At 43.9% G+C, this 17,254-nt stretch carries 17 protein-coding genes; 10 read left to right on the top strand and 7 right to left on the bottom strand.

What is annotated here, in order from left to right; genetic code table 11:
• Window positions 1-9: 9 nt before the first annotated feature.
• The 5 genes from ABUE30_RS12420 to rpsB form a co-directional block, all read right to left on the bottom strand.
• Window positions 10-774: an isoprenyl transferase gene (locus ABUE30_RS12420; RefSeq protein WP_408624133.1), complete on the bottom strand. Its 765-nt coding sequence runs from the start codon at window positions 772-774 to the stop codon at window positions 10-12.
• 57 nt (window positions 775-831) lie between these two features.
• The gene (frr, locus tag ABUE30_RS12415) at window positions 832-1,353 is read right to left on the bottom strand and encodes a ribosome recycling factor (protein WP_408624132.1); all 522 of its coding nucleotides are present in this window, start codon (window positions 1,351-1,353) and stop codon (window positions 832-834) included.
• A gap of 37 nt (window positions 1,354-1,390) precedes the next feature.
• Entirely contained in the window at window positions 1,391-2,143 is a 753-nt protein-coding gene (gene pyrH, locus ABUE30_RS12410) for a UMP kinase (RefSeq protein WP_408624100.1), read from the bottom strand.
• 83 nt (window positions 2,144-2,226) lie between these two features.
• Window positions 2,227-3,102, bottom strand: a complete 876-nt coding sequence (gene tsf, locus ABUE30_RS12405) for a translation elongation factor Ts (protein WP_408624099.1) — start codon at window positions 3,100-3,102, stop codon at window positions 2,227-2,229.
• Window positions 3,103-3,201: 99 nt separating this feature from the next.
• Window positions 3,202-3,936, bottom strand: coding sequence for a 30S ribosomal protein S2 (gene rpsB, locus ABUE30_RS12400; RefSeq protein ID WP_408624097.1), 735 nt, complete (start codon window positions 3,934-3,936; stop codon window positions 3,202-3,204).
• Window positions 3,937-4,427: 491 nt separating this feature from the next.
• On the opposite strand from rpsB, the gene map reads away from it, so the two are divergent.
• The 4 genes from map (at window position 4,428) to ABUE30_RS12380 (ending at window position 9,659) form a co-directional block, all read left to right on the top strand.
• The gene (map, locus tag ABUE30_RS12395) at window positions 4,428-5,234 is read left to right on the top strand and encodes a type I methionyl aminopeptidase (protein ID WP_408624131.1); all 807 of its coding nucleotides are present in this window, start codon (window positions 4,428-4,430) and stop codon (window positions 5,232-5,234) included.
• Between the two features lie 32 nt (window positions 5,235-5,266).
• Window positions 5,267-7,897, top strand: a complete 2,631-nt coding sequence (gene glnD / locus ABUE30_RS12390) for a bifunctional uridylyltransferase/uridylyl-removing protein GlnD (RefSeq protein ID WP_408624096.1) — start codon at window positions 5,267-5,269, stop codon at window positions 7,895-7,897.
• Window positions 7,898-7,918: 21 nt separating this feature from the next.
• The gene (gene dapD, locus ABUE30_RS12385; protein WP_408624095.1) at window positions 7,919-8,959 is read left to right on the top strand and encodes a 2,3,4,5-tetrahydropyridine-2,6-dicarboxylate N-succinyltransferase; all 1,041 of its coding nucleotides are present in this window, start codon (window positions 7,919-7,921) and stop codon (window positions 8,957-8,959) included.
• Between the two features lie 322 nt (window positions 8,960-9,281).
• Entirely contained in the window at window positions 9,282-9,659 is a 378-nt protein-coding gene (locus ABUE30_RS12380; protein ID WP_408624094.1) for a DUF3461 family protein, read from the top strand.
• A 743-nt stretch (window positions 9,660-10,402) separates the two neighbouring features.
• Here ABUE30_RS12380 and ABUE30_RS12375 read toward each other — a convergent pair.
• Window positions 10,403-10,720, bottom strand: a complete 318-nt coding sequence (locus ABUE30_RS12375; RefSeq protein ID WP_408624093.1) for a YqcC family protein — start codon at window positions 10,718-10,720, stop codon at window positions 10,403-10,405.
• 219 nt (window positions 10,721-10,939) lie between these two features.
• Here ABUE30_RS12375 and ABUE30_RS12370 point away from each other — a divergent pair, with 219 nt between their 5' ends.
• Genes ABUE30_RS12370 through ABUE30_RS12355 form a run of 4 tightly spaced genes read left to right on the top strand, consistent with a single transcriptional unit; the run spans window position 10,940 to window position 13,410 of the window.
• Entirely contained in the window at window positions 10,940-11,974 is a 1,035-nt protein-coding gene (locus ABUE30_RS12370) for a DUF3549 family protein (protein ID WP_408624092.1), read from the top strand.
• A complete protein-coding gene (locus ABUE30_RS12365; RefSeq protein WP_408624091.1) occupies window positions 11,967-12,326 on the top strand; it encodes a DUF3301 domain-containing protein in 360 nt (119 codons plus the stop codon). Before ABUE30_RS12370 ends, ABUE30_RS12365 begins: the two co-directional genes overlap by 8 nt.
• Window positions 12,323-12,658: a hypothetical protein gene (locus ABUE30_RS12360; protein WP_408624090.1), complete on the top strand. Its 336-nt coding sequence runs from the start codon at window positions 12,323-12,325 to the stop codon at window positions 12,656-12,658. Before ABUE30_RS12365 ends, ABUE30_RS12360 begins: the two co-directional genes overlap by 4 nt.
• Window positions 12,640-13,410 (top strand): Zn-ribbon-containing protein, encoded by a 771-nt coding sequence (locus ABUE30_RS12355; protein ID WP_408624089.1) that lies wholly within the window; start codon window positions 12,640-12,642, stop codon window positions 13,408-13,410. The genes ABUE30_RS12360 and ABUE30_RS12355 overlap by 19 nt, the downstream gene beginning before the upstream one ends.
• A gap of 67 nt (window positions 13,411-13,477) precedes the next feature.
• Here ABUE30_RS12355 and syd read toward each other — a convergent pair whose 3' ends face one another.
• Window positions 13,478-14,035: a SecY-interacting protein gene (gene syd / locus ABUE30_RS12350; protein WP_408624088.1), complete on the bottom strand. Its 558-nt coding sequence runs from the start codon at window positions 14,033-14,035 to the stop codon at window positions 13,478-13,480.
• A 61-nt stretch (window positions 14,036-14,096) separates the two neighbouring features.
• Here syd and queF point away from each other — a divergent pair, with 61 nt between their 5' ends.
• Together queF and ABUE30_RS12340 are read left to right on the top strand one after the other, a co-directional pair.
• Window positions 14,097-14,942, top strand: a complete 846-nt coding sequence (gene queF / locus ABUE30_RS12345) for an NADPH-dependent 7-cyano-7-deazaguanine reductase QueF (RefSeq protein ID WP_408624087.1) — start codon at window positions 14,097-14,099, stop codon at window positions 14,940-14,942.
• Window positions 14,943-14,945: 3 nt separating this feature from the next.
• Window positions 14,946-17,177 carry a tetratricopeptide repeat protein gene (locus tag ABUE30_RS12340; protein WP_408624086.1) on the top strand — a complete coding sequence of 744 codons (2,232 nt, stop codon included), beginning with the start codon at window positions 14,946-14,948 and terminating at the stop codon, window positions 17,175-17,177.
• Window positions 17,178-17,254 lie beyond the last annotated feature (77 nt).

The following is a 17,254-nucleotide window of genomic DNA, read 5'->3' as shown; positions in this document are numbered from 1 at the left end:
TCCTGTGAGTTATTCAGCCTGAATAATCTGCTGAATCTGCTCAGAGGTACAACCAAAACGGCGTTCTCGTTGAACATATGATGCCAAAGCATCGCTAAAATCTTGCTCATCAAAATCAGGCCATAGCTGGTTAGTAAAATACAATTCTGCATAGGCTAACTGCCAAATCAAAAAATTGCTGATTCGATGTTCACCTCCGGTACGGATCATCAGATCAACATCACCGACAGAATGATCGCTTAACGCATTATTGATCATCGCTTCATCAACTTGCTCTACGGTCAACTCTTGACGGCTGATTTTATCAGCAAAATAACGAATCTGTTGGGTAATATCCCATCGCCCGCCATAGTTAGCAGCAATATTCAATGATAATCCTGAATTATTCGCCGTCAGCGCTTCAGCATTCGCAATCTTTTGCTGCAACGATTGGGTAAAGCCCCCCCGATTGCCGATGATCCGCAACTTAATATTATGCTTATTCAACATTTTGACCTCTCGCTGAAGAAGAGTCATAAACAATTTCATTAACTGACTGACTTCTTCTGCAGGTCGGCGCCAATTTTCACTACTAAATGCAAATAATGTAAGTTGCTCGATACCAAGTTTTGCCGCATTTTTTACCACTTTGCGGACCGCTTTAGCACCAGCATGATGACCTAATACACGGATTCGACCCCGTTGTTTTGCCCAACGGCCGTTACCATCCATGATAATCGCAACATGACGAGGAAGAGCTCCAGATACGTGGTTGGCTGACTCGCATGCGCCCATAAAGCGTACCCCATAAATAAAAAAGCCGCGCGTGATACGCGGCATTAGCAAAAAAGCTTATATTTCCATCAACTCTTTTTCTTTATTTGCCAAAAACTCATCAACTTTTTCCACGAACTTATCAGTCAACTTTTGTACAGCATCTTGACTTTGACGGTCTTCGTCTTCGCTAATCGCTTTATCTTTTAGTAAATTCTTAACACTCGCATTAGCATCACGACGAATATTACGAATCGCCACTTTGCCCTGCTCTGCTTCAGCTCGAACTAACTTGATCAGATCTTTACGACGTTCTTCGGTTAAAGCAGGCAATGGAATACGGATTACTGCGCCAGCAGAAGATGGATTCAAACCTAAATCAGAGGTCATAATCGCTTTTTCAACAGCTTGAATCGCAGAACGATCATAAACAGTCACAGTTAATGTCCGCGAATCTTCAGTTCCAACGTTGGCAACCTGATTCAGCGGTGTATCGGTTCCATAATAGGGCACCATAATACTATCGAGTAAGCTAGGATGAGCCCGGCCTGTGCGGATTTTAGCCATTTGACTACGCAGCGCCTCGATACTTTTTTCCATGCGTTGAGCCGCATCTTGTTGAATATCTTTAATCACGTTATTTTTCCTCGCCAAGCGAATCGGCCATTTTATGGATGACAGTACCTTCTGATTGCCCCATGACAACACGTTTAAGAGCACCCGGCTTATTCATATTAAATACCCGGATCGGTAAACCATGATCTCGCGCCAGTGTAAATGCTGCAAGATCCATCACTTTAAGTTCTTGATCCAAAACTTCAGTATATGATAGTTCTGAATATAAGGTCGCTTCAGGATTTTTGACCGGATCATCATTATAGACGCCGTCAACTTTAGTCCCTTTTAGCACAACATCAGCTTCAATCTCAATACCGCGCAAGCAAGCAGCTGAATCAGTGGTAAAAAATGGATTCCCTGTTCCTGCAGACAATATCACAACCCGACCACTTTTTAAGTTACTAATTGCCTCAGCCCAGTTATAGGAATCACATACACCAGTGAGTTCAATCGCTGACATCAAACGCGCATTAACAAATGCTCGATGCAAAGCATCACGCATTGCTAAGCCATTCATCACCGTTGCCAGCATCCCCATGTGATCACCAACAACTCGATTCATCCCCGCTTTAGCTAATCCTTCTCCGCGGAACAAGTTGCCGCCCCCTATCACTAAACCAACCTGAACACCTAGTTCAACCAATTCTTTAATTTCTAAAGCCATCCGTCCAAGTACGGAAGGATCAATACCAAACCCCTCATCACCCATTAGGGCTTCACCAGAAAGTTTTAATAGAATGCGTCGATATACGGGTTTTGGGTTGATACTCATGGCTTATGTATCTCTTTTCTCATGGGGGAATTTAAAAAAGGTTGTAGCAACAAAGCTGCTACAACCCGGTACTCAAAGTAAATTTACTGCTTAGCTGCTGCAATCTGAGCGGCAACTTCAGCGGCAAAATCTTCTTCTTTTTTCTCAATACCTTCACCGACTTCAAGACGGATAAAGGTTTCAACATCAGCACTTTTTGCTTTCAGCAAATCACTGACATTTTGAGTAGGATCTTTCACAAAAGGCTGCCCAGTCAAGCTGATTTCACCGGTGAATTTCTTCATCCGTCCAGCAACCATTTTTTCAGCGATGTCAGCAGGTTTACCGCTGTTCATTGCAATTTCAATCTGAATTTCTTTTTCTTTCTCAACAACTTCAGCAGGGACTTGTTCAGGTTTGACGAACTGAGGGCTCGCTGCGGCAACATGCATTGCCAGATCTTTAGCCAGCTCTTCATCACCACCTTTAAGGACAGTGATAACGCCAATACGACCACCATGGACATAAGCACCCAAGTTGTCGCCTTCAACTGTTACAACACGGCGAACTGTCATGTTTTCACCGATTTTAACAACCAAGTTAGCACGCGTAGTTTCAACTGTTTCACCACTCGCTAACACAGATTCCAATAATGCATTCACATCGTTAAGTTTTGCTTCATGCGCAGCGGCAACAATTTCTTGGCCAAGAGCAACGAAGCTTTTATCGCGTGCTACAAAATCGGTCTCACAGTTGAATTCAACCAGTGTACCCACACCGTTTTCAACTTTTGCAAAAATTGCGCCTTCAGCAGCAACTCGACCAGCTTTTTTAGCCGCTTTTGCTTGACCTGATTTACGCATATTTTCAATCGCCAGTTCGATGTCTCCATCAGTTTCAACCAGCGCTTTTTTACAATCCATCATCCCTGCAGCAGTACGTTCGCGCAGTTCTTTTACCAAAGCAGCAGTAATTGCCATTTGTTAAATCCTCTGTCGTTTCGGATAAAACACAGGGGCCAATTAGGCCCCTGTTAACCAACAAGTTGGGTTTGGTTAATAAGGGGTTAAACTTCCTTATTACTCCACAGTTTCTTCGACGAAACCATCTTCTTCAGCCTGCACGACTAGATCAGCCTGACGACCAGTCAGAACTGCATCAGCTGCAGCTTCCAAGTACAATTTCACAGCACGAATCGCGTCATCGTTACCAGGGATGATATAAGTAATACCATCTGGATCTGAGTTTGTATCAACGATTGAAATAACTGGAATACCTAGGTTATTCGCTTCACGGATAGCGATACTTTCGTGCTCTGCATCGACGACAAATAATGCGTCAGGCAAACCACCCATATCTTTGATACCACCCAAGCTTTTTTCTAGTTTTTCCAGTTCACGAGTGCGCGTTAACGCCTCTTTCTTGGTCAGTTTGTCGAATGTACCATCTTGGCTTTGAGCTTCTAACTCTTTAAGACGTTTGATTGACTGACGAACTGTTTTCCAGTTAGTCAACATCCCACCTAACCAACGATGGTTAACGTAGAATTGGTCACAACGAACTGCTGCATCTTTCACAGCACCACTCGCAGCACGTTTAGTTCCGACAAACAGAATTTTGCCTTTTTTAGACGCTAGGTTGTTTAAAACAGCCATTGCATCATTAAATAACGGCAGGGTTTTTTCCAAGTTGATGATATGTACTTTATTACGTGCACCAAAGATGAATGGTTTCATTTTTGGATTCCAATAACGAGTCTGGTGACCGAAGTGAACACCAGCTTGCAACATATCGCGCATTGATACTTTTGCCATGATTTTTCTATCCTCTATGGGGTTAGGCCTCCACACATCCCTGCTAAACCGACTGCTTAATCCAAGCAGCACCCCGGCACAGGTGTTGATGTGTGTGTGTTATCAGTTAAAAAACACATAGTTTCGGGTCTTCGCATGAATTGACAGCCAAGCCATGCTTTCCCGGCGCGTTTTATACCATATTCTGTTACTTTGATAAAGTGAAAATCCACCAATAATCGCTGCTCGGTCAATCTCAATTATGTGGGGTCAACGGCTCTGGGGCCACCAATGCAACCCAAATCAATGGGTAACATAGTACTAGCGCTCATTTAAAACGCACTCTATGGCAACATCGATTATAAATCGTATTAAATACATCATAATATCACGTCTAATTTTGAATCTTTCAGCATAACCGATACAACAACCCTATAACTTAATTGTCGCATCGGTTAAACTGGCTCAATCATCATATCAACAGCGTTGATATTCAATTATTTCAGGTTTATGTGGTACAAAAAGGAATGACAAATTTAATTAAAACTCCCGAGCAAATCGAGAAAATGCGAGTCGCGGGCCGACTTGCCGCAGAGCAGCTCGAAATGATCGCCCCTTACGTGCAAAAAGGGGTAACGACTGATGAACTCAACCAGCTCTGTCACAACTATACGGTGGATGTGCAACAAGCGATCCCTGCCCCCTTAAATTATCATGGCTATCCGAAGTCTGTATGTATCTCCTTAAATGAAGTGGTTTGTCATGGTATTCCGTCGCATAAAAAACTTCGTGAAGGGGATATTCTCAATATTGATGTGACAATCATTAAAGATGGTGTTCATGGGGATAGTTCTGCAATGTTTATCGTCGGTAATACCACCCCACTCAAGCGTAAGTTATGCCAAGCGGCTCAAGATGCGCTTTATGCTGCCATTAAATTGGTTCGCCCAGGAATACGCCTCGGTGATATTGGGGCAGCTTGCCAACAAATCGCTGAGCCGCAGGGGTTTTCGGTTGTTCGCGATTTTTGTGGCCATGGAATTGGCGAGGGCTTTCATGAGGAACCGCAAATTTTGCACTATGGTCTACCTGGCACCGGAATGGAGCTGCAAGCGGGTATGACATTTACCATTGAACCGATGCTCAATGCGGGTACGTACAAGTGCAAAGTCAATAAAAAAGATGGTTGGACAGCAACAACTCGCGATGGCCAACCTTCAGCACAGTGGGAACATACGCTACTAGTCACCGACGATGGTGTTGAAGTATTAACGCTACGCAGTGATGAAGACTTTCCACGTAAAATCAGTCATAGTTAAGTCATTACGTATTAGATCATTGAGTGTTGCCAATGTTAAGTAGTTCCGTCGATGTTGCTCCACAACTACCACAATTGATTGGGGTCAGTAGTTGTAAAGCCTTTCTAAAAGCACAGCATAACTGGTTACAACAGCAATTTCATGAGCATGTGCCTGTAACCCAGTTGGTGCAAAAAAAAGCCCAACAAATCGATCAACTTCTACAGCAGCTATGGCAACATTTTCAGTTGCATCAATATCAAGATATCAGCCTGATTGCCGTCGGTGGATACGGACGCGGTGAACTGCATCCGAAATCAGATATTGATATTCTAATTTTAGTCCCATCGACATTGCATGCTGAAATCCAGCAACAGTTATCTGATTTCATTACATTTTTGTGGGATATCAAATTAGATGTTGGGCAAAGTGTTCGAACGCTCAGTGAATGCCTTGAACTCGGTAAACAAGATATTACCATCGCGACAAACTTGATCGAATCAAGACTAATTAGCGGTAATCATTTTTTGTATCAAAGGCTTAATGAACAGGTCAATAGTGAGTTATTTTGGCCTATTGCTGATTTTTTCCGTGCTAAACAAGCCGAACAACAAAATCGCCATCGTCATTATAAAGATTCAGCCTACTCACTTGAGCCCGATCTCAAGGCCAACCCTGGCGGATTGCGAGACATTCAAACCATTGCCTGGGTTGCTGGCAAACATTTTGGCTCGAGTGATCTGGCCGCTTTGGCCGAACATGGTTTTTTAACCCTCGCCGAATATAGAGAGTTAGAAAATTGCCGAGATTTCCTTTGGCGCGTACGTTTTGCACTTCATTTACAATTAATCAAGGCCGATAACCGGTTATTATTTGATCGGCAGTTGTCCGTCGCGCAAACCATGGGTTATAAAGGTCAGCGCAATGAACCTGTCGAACAATTAATGAAAGAGTTTTTCCAGACAATTCGACGAGTGAGCGAACTCAACGAAATGCTCTTACAGCTTTTCAATGAGGCGATCTTAGGCAATACAGCCATGGATGTACGCCCGCTTAACGCGGATTTTATTATTCGTGGTACCTTAATTGACACTATTTCGTGCGACCTTTTTGTTCGCCAGCCTGAACAGATCTTAGATATGTTTTTGCTGATTGCTGAACATGAGCAAATTACTGGTGTTTATTCATCAACGTTGCGCCAGTTGCGTGAAGCGCGGCGTCGCCAAACCACGTTCCTTGAAGATTCACCACTATGTCGGCAAAAATTTCGCAAACTTGTTAAGCACCCTCGGATCACCGGATTACCAATCACATTAATGCATCGTTATGGCGTACTTGCCGCCTATTTTCAGGCATGGAGCCAGATTGTCGGACAAATGCAGTTTGATCTGTTTCACGCCTATACGGTTGATGAACATACGCATCGCCTGATTAAGCATATTAATGAATACCCACAAAGCGAATCACGCCAGCATTACCCGCTTGCCAGCGAGATCTACGAGCGTTTAGAACGCCCCGATCTACTGGTGCTTGCCGCATTGTTTCATGATATCGCTAAAGGTCGTAAGGGGGATCATTCTAAGTTGGGCGCTATTGAAGCTGAAAATTTTTGTCTACGACATAATTTTAGCCGACCATCAGCCCGCACAGTAGCTTGGTTAGTTGAACATCATCTATCCATGTCGGTTACTGCGCAGCGACGCGATATCTATGACCCAGATGTGATTACTGAGTTTGCCAAATTAGTTCGCGATAAGCGTCATCTCGACATGCTGTTTTGTCTCACCGTCGCTGATATCTGTGCCACTAATGATGACGTTTGGAATAGCTGGAAAGGCACACTCATGCGTGAACTTTATCAATCGACTTTAAAAGCATTGCGTCTTGGTTTAGAAAACCCAGTAGACCTGCGCGGATTAGTACGAGAAAAACAACACAATGCCTTGGATTTATTACTTGAACGAGGCTTCTCGGGGCTGCAAGTGCAAACCATCTGGCAACGTTTTCGAGTCGATTACTTTTTACGCCATACACCAGAGCAGATCGCTTGGCACAGTGAGTATCTCTGGGGCCACAGCAACGCTCAGCCATTGATCTTAATCAGCCGCCGCGCCAGTCGTGGCGGCACAGAAATTTTTATCTATAGCAAAGATATCCCCCATCTGTTTGCTTCGGTAGCCAATGAGATGGAGCAGAAAAATCTCAACATTCATGACGCTCAGATCATGTCGAGCCGCGATGGTTATGTTTTGGATACTTTTATTGTACTCGACCCTGACGGACAGCCTATTTCACCAGAACGTCAATCATTGATTAAAGATAGCCTGATGACGATGCTTCATTTTGGCCGCCCCGCAACGCTAGAACATCGTCCCTTATCACGCCAAGTGCGCCAGTTTAAAGTGGCCACCCAAGTTGACTTTTTACCAACCCGTGGTAATCGGACATTAATGGAACTTGTGACGTTAGACAGACCCGGCTTGTTAGCTAGCGTAGGCGCGGTATTGCAATCGCTGAACTATATCATTCAAGGGTCTAAAATCACCACCATTGGCGAGCGCGCCGAGGACTTCTTTATTATATCCAGAGAAGATCGTACTCGGTTAGATGACCATGAACAACAACAATTAAAAATTATGCTTGAGCAGCGCTTAGATCAAGAAGTGCATGCGCAAACCCATTAAACCATGACTATGGAGTATTTGATGAGTACATCTCTTTTTAGCCTTGGCCTTGGTATCGGTAGTAAAAATAGCCAAAACCAATGGTTAGAAGTCTTTTATCCAGTACCGCAGATCAATGTCGAATTATCGACTATTCAAGAACTACTGAACGCAGCAGGTTATACTGGTGGTAATCAAGTCTTAGAACTTAGCGACAATCAATTACATGCGATGGCAGACCAAGCCCCTCAAGACAGCACTTGGAAGCCACTGGCCCAGCAATTTGCGAACCGAAAAGCCGCCGATAAAGCCGTTGTTCTGACAGTACTTGAAAACGATTTAGCGCCACAAAGTACACCAGAAGCATATTTGAAGCTTCATTTATTGTCGCATCGCTTAGTCAAGCCACATAGCACAAACTTAACAGGAATTTTTGCGGTTCTCCCGAATGTCGCTTGGACTAATAAAGGGGCCATCGACCCTGCCGAAGTCGCCGATTATCAGCTTAAAGCCCGCTTAAGTGGCGAAGTGCTCAATATTCGAGCTATTGATAAATTCCCTAAAATGACTGATTACGTGGTCCCTAAAGGCGTGCGTATAGCAGCCACATCGCGCGTACGTTTAGGCGCTTACTTAGGTGAAGGCACCACCGTCATGCATGAGGGATTTTGCAACTTTAACGCTGGCACACTGGGCGTTAGTATGGTTGAAGGACGCATTTCATCTGGCGTCATTGTCGGCAATAATTCTGATTTAGGTGGCGGCTGCTCAACAATGGGAACATTAAGCGGTGGTGGCAAAGTCATTATTTCAATTGGTGAAAACTGCTTGATAGGCGCTAATGCGGGTACGGGTATCCCATTGGGCGATCGCTGCACCATTGAGTCAGGACTTTATATTACCGCGGGTACCAAAGTGACGTTGCTCGATGATGCCAAACAATCTGTAGGCACAGCCAAAGCTCGTGAACTCGCAGGGCAATCGGATCTGTTATTTCGACGGAATAGCCAATCGGGTGCCATTGAATGCTTAACCAATAAGAGCGCTGTGGTTCTCAATAGTGAACTGCACGCACACAACTAGTCTTTCTTCACACAGTCATCACGGGCCACAAGGTCTGTGATGACACAATCCTAGCCATTCACTGATCTAATAGGTCGTCATGGTAATACGAGCCAATATGCGCTGATACCTTGACGAAAAATGATGGATGGACACATTGATTTAAAATCTCATGCAGTCGATCGCAATTCACGTTCAATCATCTCCTTCTTGTATGCAAAATTTAACCCTAAAACATCAACATGCCCTAAAATGAAAACACTATCGCTGTTTTGTTATCTCGTGTAACTTAGCCCAAGCACGATGATTGTACCCTTTGAATAGATATAATAAGGAGTGGGTTATGTATGAGAATCTTAAATCAATTGGTGTAAATCACCCTGAGAGCATTGAACGCTATTCCCTTCGTCAGGAAGCCGTTGCGGATATCTTAAAAATCTATTATTACAAAGAGAAAGGCGACTTTTTTGCGAAAAGTGTCAAATTTAAATTCCCACGCCAGCATAAAACCGTTCTGATTAACGGCGGGAAAGGAGAATACAAGGAAATATCAGAAATAAGCCCTGAACTGCGATATCTTGTTGAGGAACTCGACCAACTCGCCAAAAAAGATCATGGTGAGCAAAATACGAAAGAGAAGATTCTCAACGAACTTCGCCATTTAGAAAAAGTCGTTACTAATAAAATTGCTGAGATCGAACGAGACTTAGACAAACTATAACTCGTTGCTCTGCCATTTTCTGACTATGCGGGGCTAAAACGCTATGATTTAGCCCGCAGTATACCGACCCAACGATAGTGGTTGACGACAAATCCAGCAGTAATACTCCATAACCACTAAACAGTCGGCCACCTAATCATGGTTGGCGCTCAAAATGAGTCCCACTCAAATATCACTGCTGTTCCGGTGACAGAGACACAAGCATTTAGTTGGTATCCACACCGCCCCGTTGACAGAAATTTGATGATGATGCTCACAGCTAGTCATATCACCGATAATATGAAGTGGCTGCTTACTGTTTATTTAGGAGTATTCTAACCGGTAATAGCGGCAACTTGGATAACGCTCCGTGGCAACAGCTATTCAACATCGATCTAGGGCCAAAAATTAGCCCCACAAATTTTGCAAATCACATATCGCTTTACATTTCTAGATGTCTAACGCTGGCTCAGTAAGTAACGGATAGCCGGATAACTAATCCGTTCCAAATGAATCCACGCACCATGGCTTCATGCTATTTTTCAACTTGCCCGTAACAAACAGGTACCTCATTAAGGCTGCAACCACTGATGATGGCGCCATAAAAAGAATGCTGAGGTTGGTTTATCTCATTAATGACTAAGATCGACATATAGCCTGAGCTGGTTATGAACCATTTGCATCAGCCCAGTAGCGGATAGTCCGCCACCAGCGATTATCTTGTACAGATCAATAACGGCTCAAAAAGCGCTAATTGGTTCAACTTATTGAAAATATTCATCAAGTTCTTTTAGTAAACAGAGCACCGTATTGACCGTCGCCGGATAGTTTTTGAACGCTTCTTGCGCATAAGGGGTAATTGCCAGCGATTGGGGCAACGCCGCTTTGGCATCAAGCAGTGCAGACATCCGGGGAATAAAAATGAACTGTAACCACTGCTCAAGATGCAAAGTATCCACAGCAAAGGGCTGCTGGCTTGTCAGAGCTTCCAAGCTAGGTGGTGAAGCTTGCCAAAGATTTGCCTCTCTCAACGATTGCTCTAGTCGTTGCAATTGTCGGCGCAAATATGAATGTGATGGCATTCCAAGTCTCCGTTGCTAGCCGCAACTAGGCTGAAAAATGGCTACTATAGCGAACTTTACTGTAGACTCAAGTTTCAGATAGATAAAGGCGTGGTGATTTCATAGCCTTTCTATATTCAAAGTTAGATTTAATCTCTATAATTGGCATAAAGTGCCTGCTCAACGATAAGTTACGCTAGCATAGCCATAATTTTTTCATACTTACGCATTCGGTTATTCATGAAAGCTCTTGCCACATTAAGTGAAATTCTTACCCTTGCCGGTAGCCAGTTTAAAGTTTATGACATGGGTCGACGTATCAGTGTCATTGATACCCAGTCATTTTATGCCATGGAAACCGCCGCACGTCCCTACCCTGCACCAATTGCTGGACAGGCTCGATTTGCTTTGTGTTTTTGGTCGTTGCAAACGCCTGAACAACCGTACATCTGGTTTTTGCAGTTCCCAGTAGATGAATTAGGTTTTATAAAACTTGCAGCCCGTGACCAATTTTTACGTCTGGTCATTTCTACACTTGGCGACGATCTTCGTCAAACACCGGATGAAGCACATTCCAAAGCGCTCGCAAGTCACCCTTGTATTTTTCGTCCAAACGATGAAAAACAAGCCTATTTTAATGCCCGCCTAAAAGTGGATCTGGAACTACCCGCATCAAAGTATTATGAACATGCTCAAGCTTATCTCAGCGGCCAGATTGGCTGGGAAAACTGGGCATCGGTGGGACTACAAGGGCTAGCAGACGTTGTAGCAAGGCTTGATAGAGAACAAAACAGCTTGCGACTTAGCCAAGCATTGGCACATATTAATGAAACGCTGTGGGTTCATCTTGCGCAACTACTTGAACATCAGCCGTTGGATCAACGTTTAACCCATAAGCTTGTCGAATTGCATCAGCAATGGCTAGCAACACACCCTCAGCTCAGTAATCTTGTCTTGCGAGCCATGGCGTCCAGTCCATTTAGCGTACTGCGCCAAAAAGCGTTACAGGCACAACTGCAACAAGCTCAAGATCCACAGCAATTTATTGCGATAGCCGCAAGGCTTTGGCTTGATTTAGTCAATCCGACACTCAACAAACTATTTTTTGAACAACTGGCAAAGCTGGCTGACGCATCTTTATTTAACCAGCTGTTCGCCGATTTAGTCGCCATTCCTACTCTGCGTGATGAAGTATTGATGCGTTTGCGCGATCCTGACCGTTCTGACACCTTAGCTGCGGCTATTGGTCAATTGATTCAACAGACCAATGGTTAGTACCTGGGGATTACTCTTATTATGCCTGATTGGGGGGTTGTTTTGGCGCCATCGCCAACAAGCTGAACAAGCGCGAGGATTAATTTATCGCCATTGCCAACAGCTAGAGCTGCAAGTATTAGATATCCATTATGCCGGATGGGGGTATCAACGCCATCAGAAGCCACGATGGTTTGGGCAATATCAGTTTGAATTTACGAATGTGCCAAATCGACGCTTTAGCGGTAGACTGTTGATCGGGGCTCGGTGCTATCGCTTTGAGCTTCAACCTTATCCTGATCCATCTTTAACTAATTACGCGCCAATCGCTGATTCACGCCCAGTTATTGGGCCACCTAACGAGGAAACATGAGCGATTTAACACTCATTTATCAGGTCATCCAACATCTCCACCAGCAAGGTAAGAAACCAACGCTTGCGCTCGTTAAAGCAAGACTTGCGCGATCTTACCCACTGCCGATGTTAATCCAAGCGCTAAAAAGCTATCAGCATGTCCCTGATGCTGAATTCCCAAAAGGAACTGACACGCCGGTGAGCAATAACAATAAAGAAAACTCACTGCAAGAGCGAATTCAGCAATTAGAGAACACGCAGCAACACTTAATGCAGCGGCTCAATCAGCTGGAAGCAAAACTTCATCAACTCAACAAATCTGACGCATCGACATGTATCAACAACAATTAACGTTTGAATGTTTCGATAACACCACAATTAGCGCGGCTCAACAAGCAATCATGGCAGTGCTTGATGCCTTGCGCTATAACGGTCAAATTCTAGGTCGTGAATTTCCCTGCTCATTCGCTGAAGGAACATTTATTAGCCATGTCATCACCCCAGAGAATGAATCACTGCATTCGCAATTCCACTCGCCACAGGTTCGTCACGCCATGGAACAGCTCGCTGAGGCCAATATTTTACGCCCCAAAATTAAAGAGCTTGGACGTGAACTTTTTTCCGATACCAGTGAAAACGGTGAGCCAGTAAATGCCTACATTCTCTATACTAGCTTCATCCATAGTTGCTCGCCTTTACGTTCTATGGAGCGATTTTTACCAGTCCCGTTGTATCACATTCCTCCTGTTGCCAATGGCGATCAGAACCAAATTATAAAATGGCAAGAGGACTGGGGAGCCTGCGATCAATTACAAATGAATGGCTCTATTCTAGAAGCCCCCGCCGTTAAGGAAATAGCCGAGCCTGGTACCCGACTATTTCAACGCGGATGGGACTTAGCGAGACGCATCAACTACCTTACCCAAAAGCCGACATATCTGTATCTCTATCGCGTAGGCGGTATTTCGCTTGAAAGTGAACAGCAGCGTCTTTGTCCTGTCTGTGGCGGCCCTTGGCACTTAGATGAACCGTTGCATGATCTATTTGATTTTCGCTGCGACAACTGTTTGTTAGTCTCAAACCTCTCTTGGGATTTTAAGTAACCACCACACTCCCCATCATCACTGGGCGCTTAATGGATATGTGGCTTTGAATACTGTGATATATCCACTAAGCTGGTTGTAGCTGCGACAAAAATTCGGCCAAATTATCACTCAAATGTTGGCGTTGATCTTTACCCAGCGTTTCTAACACAATCTCGCCGCTGTGATTAATCATACTCACTACTTTGAAATCATCTTCTGTCGTGGCAATAAAGACTGTTTCTGTTTGTTTGAGCTTTCGCTGCATCAAAATATGCGCAATGATATTTTCCTGCAGGCGCAAGCCATCATCATCATTCCATACCTGAACAAATGCGAAAGATTGATTATTAGTAAATGTTACATCTATCGTTTCACTATAGTAGCGCCCATAAAAAACACTCAAACTCGGATGAAAACACAGATCGAGCGCATCTTCGGTCGCGGATAAATCTAAGGGATGTTCTCGTAATTCAGGTTGCCAAGCGACTAAGCCATTCTCATCAATCTCTTTTTGGCAGGGAGATACCCATTGTGGATCATAGGGTTGCTGAGGAAAACGAGTGTCTTGCCAATGTTCAATAATACGCTTAATCAATTGATCAAATGCGCTGCTTGTCTGCTGATAAATAAGCACGTCTGTCATAGATGAGTTTCGTCGTTGATTCAGTTACACTTAAGCCTATCGTAGACAAGTGACAAATACTATGGCCGAATCATCTGATTATCAAAATGCACCCGAACTTTCAAAGTTACAATTGGGGCAACATAGCCGTTATATAGAGCACTATAGTGCTAAGTTACTGCAAGGCGTACCTAGACAACTCAATCGCGACCAGCTTGAGCTTACGGGCCAACTTCCTTTTGATGGTTATGATCGCTGGACACTCTATGAATTATCGTGGCTTAATCGCAAAGGCAAACCGGTGGTCGCCATTGGTGAAGTCAGAATTGCTGTCGCTTCTGTCAATTTGGTTGAATCAAAGTCATTTAAACTCTATCTCAATAGTTTTAACCAGACACAGTTCGACAATTGGTCGAGCGTTCAAGAAACCATCACTCGAGATCTTATTCAGTGTGTGCAAGGCGATGTCAGCGTTGTACTCTTTGAACTGAATCACAGCGTTCATATCGAACAACCTGAAGGGCAATTAATTGACGATTTAGATATCTGTGTTGAACGTTATGAATTTGATCCCGAACTGCTAAAAAATGCAGCAACTGGCGCGGTGATAAACGAAACGCTTTCGAGCAACTTACTTAAATCAAATTGCTTGGTGACCAGCCAACCTGACTGGGGCAGCGTAACTATTCGCTATCAAGGCCCGCAAATCGATCATGAGGCACTGTTACGATATATTATCTCATTTCGCCGTCATAATGAGTTTCATGAGCAATGCGTCGAACGTATCTTTGTCGATATTATGAAGTATTGTCAGCCTAAGACCTTATCGGTTTCAGCTCGTTATACCCGTCGGGGCGGATTAGATATTAATCCGTTTCGTAGTAACTTCGAACTGCACACCAGCCATCACCGACTCATCCGCCAATAACGCATGAATAATAAGGTCATCAATTACGTTAAGTTAGGATGGGGCCTCTTACTGTTAGCTCAGTATTTGGTTGCCATTCCCTGTCAAGCTTATGGCATTGGAGTACTACCTTTACCCAATAGTTTAAGCAACTATCAGCAATTAATGCTGCAAAATCCTGGGCAATGTGAACAGCAATTAAACCACCGCCTCAGCGCACTATCAAGCCAATCCCAAGTCACCCAACAATCGAGCGATTCCTCATCAATAGTGATGTATCAGCTGATGGCCTTATGCGCTAACTTAAACGGGAGTCCTATCCGAGCATTGGCCCATATTCATGAGGCGATCACCCAGCAAAAAGGAAATTCGCCGCAGCTTAGCGCGCGTTCTTATCTCATTCAAACCCAACTATTATTGGTTAATTCACAAGTCGATCAAGCTCGCATCGCTTTTGTCAAAGCGCAGCAAGCTATCAGCCAACTGACAGCCCTTCCTTTATTAATCCACTTTGAAATGATCCTAACTGACGCCCGTTTACAGCTTCAGCAGCAACACCAAGTGATTGCTCAGAATTTATTTAATCAAGCATTATCGTTAGCAAAGCAAAGTCACCATCCTATTTTATTAGGGTGGGCGCAAACTTGGTTAGGGCTTTATTATCAACACAGTGGTCAACTTGAACAGGCACTCACACACTATACACAAGCGATTCGCTATGCTTCATCCCAAAGCCCGGCAGCAAGCTTTTTACGTAATCATTTACATCATTATTTAAGTCAGATTTATCAGCAGCAGCCTCAATGGTCAAAGGCCATTCATTACCAGCAAAATGCCATCGGTGCTGCTGAGCAATTAGGAAATACCGCGCTTATCGCTCGGAGTGTGGCTGACATAGCTCTTATTTATCAACAAATGCATAATTATGATTTAGCGCTGGTGCATTATTTAAATGCTCAAGATATTGCGCGACAAAGCCAGAGTTGGCGCCTTGTTGCCAAAATCGATTTTTGGTTAGGGCAAACCTATTTACTTAATCAAAATAGTACACAAGCATTAGAACATCTAAATATCGCTCGTCATTATTTTCAAAACCCGATAGCGCCGCTCTGGTTGGTGAAAACACTGATTCTATTAAGTGAAATTCATATTGCTAACCAAGAGCCTGCGCTCGCGATTTTACAATTAACTAAAGCTGAACAGCTCACGACGCAACTTCCCTCAAGCACTAACGCAGATAAAATCGAACACCTATTGGCAATTGCCTATCAGCAAAGTGGGGCGTATGAGCAAGCACTCATTCACTACAAGCTCTACCATCATTTGATGCAAAATTATCAGCAGTTGCAGCGTCATATAAGCCAAACACAATTTGCCAATCACTATCAGTTTATTGAGCAACAACAACAGGTAAACCAGCTACTCCAAGCCAATCAGCGGCTACAACAGCAAAGTAATGATCGGCGTCTTCTTATTATCATTTTAATCGTTTTGTGCTTAGTGTTATTTATATTCTGGCTCACAGCGAAATTGCGTTTACGACAAAATTACGCCCAGCGACGAGAATTAATAGACCGACTCTATTACAACCCGCGGACTGGTTGGCCATCATTAGAAACGGCTGACCGACCTCTTAAACAGTTGCGACGACTCGGTCATTATCCAATGAACAACGGCTTATCTCCAAGTTCTAGTCATGTGATTGTAATGATGCGACTGTGCGGTGAAATGTTTCAAAACCAACACAGTGGCTTTGCACAGCGCAAGCAGCTAGAAACATCGTTTGCCCATCATATCTATCACCACTTAGGGGAACGCTATCTGGCTTGCCATTTAGGTGGCACGAGTTATCTATTTATCACCCCTTATGATGCGCAAGAACCCGAGCAACTATGCGAACAACTATTAGATATTGTCAGTCAGTTTATCCACACTCGCCAACTCCCATATCGAGTCGCGATCGGTTGCTGTTTAAGCCCTTTTTTGAATCGATCACCCGATGCTATCAGCGATTCAGGACTCGTGGAGATTGCACATATGGCACTTGAAATGGCGATTGCACAGACCGCTAATAGCAAGCTGCATCAATGGGTGGTGTTACGCGCGTTGTCTTGCTCGCCCGCTGCATTTTTTCAATCAGAACAGATCAATCAGGATATTCAAGATGCAGTCCATAAAGGTTTGGTGAAAGTTGTCTCATCGACCGACAACAAAGCTATCATCAGTTCAGTCATACCTACATCAGCCAAACATTAATGAATGTAGCTCAATGAACTACATTCATATATATCCACGCGTTCTAGTTAGATGAATTGTTTTCCTCTCCTAGACCT

Source organism: Celerinatantimonas yamalensis (assembly GCF_046054155.1).
Classification (GTDB): domain Bacteria; phylum Pseudomonadota; class Gammaproteobacteria; order Enterobacterales; family Celerinatantimonadaceae; genus Celerinatantimonas; species Celerinatantimonas yamalensis.
The sequence above is the reverse complement of the archived record's forward strand: the minus strand, read 5'-3'. Positions and strand labels throughout refer to the sequence as shown.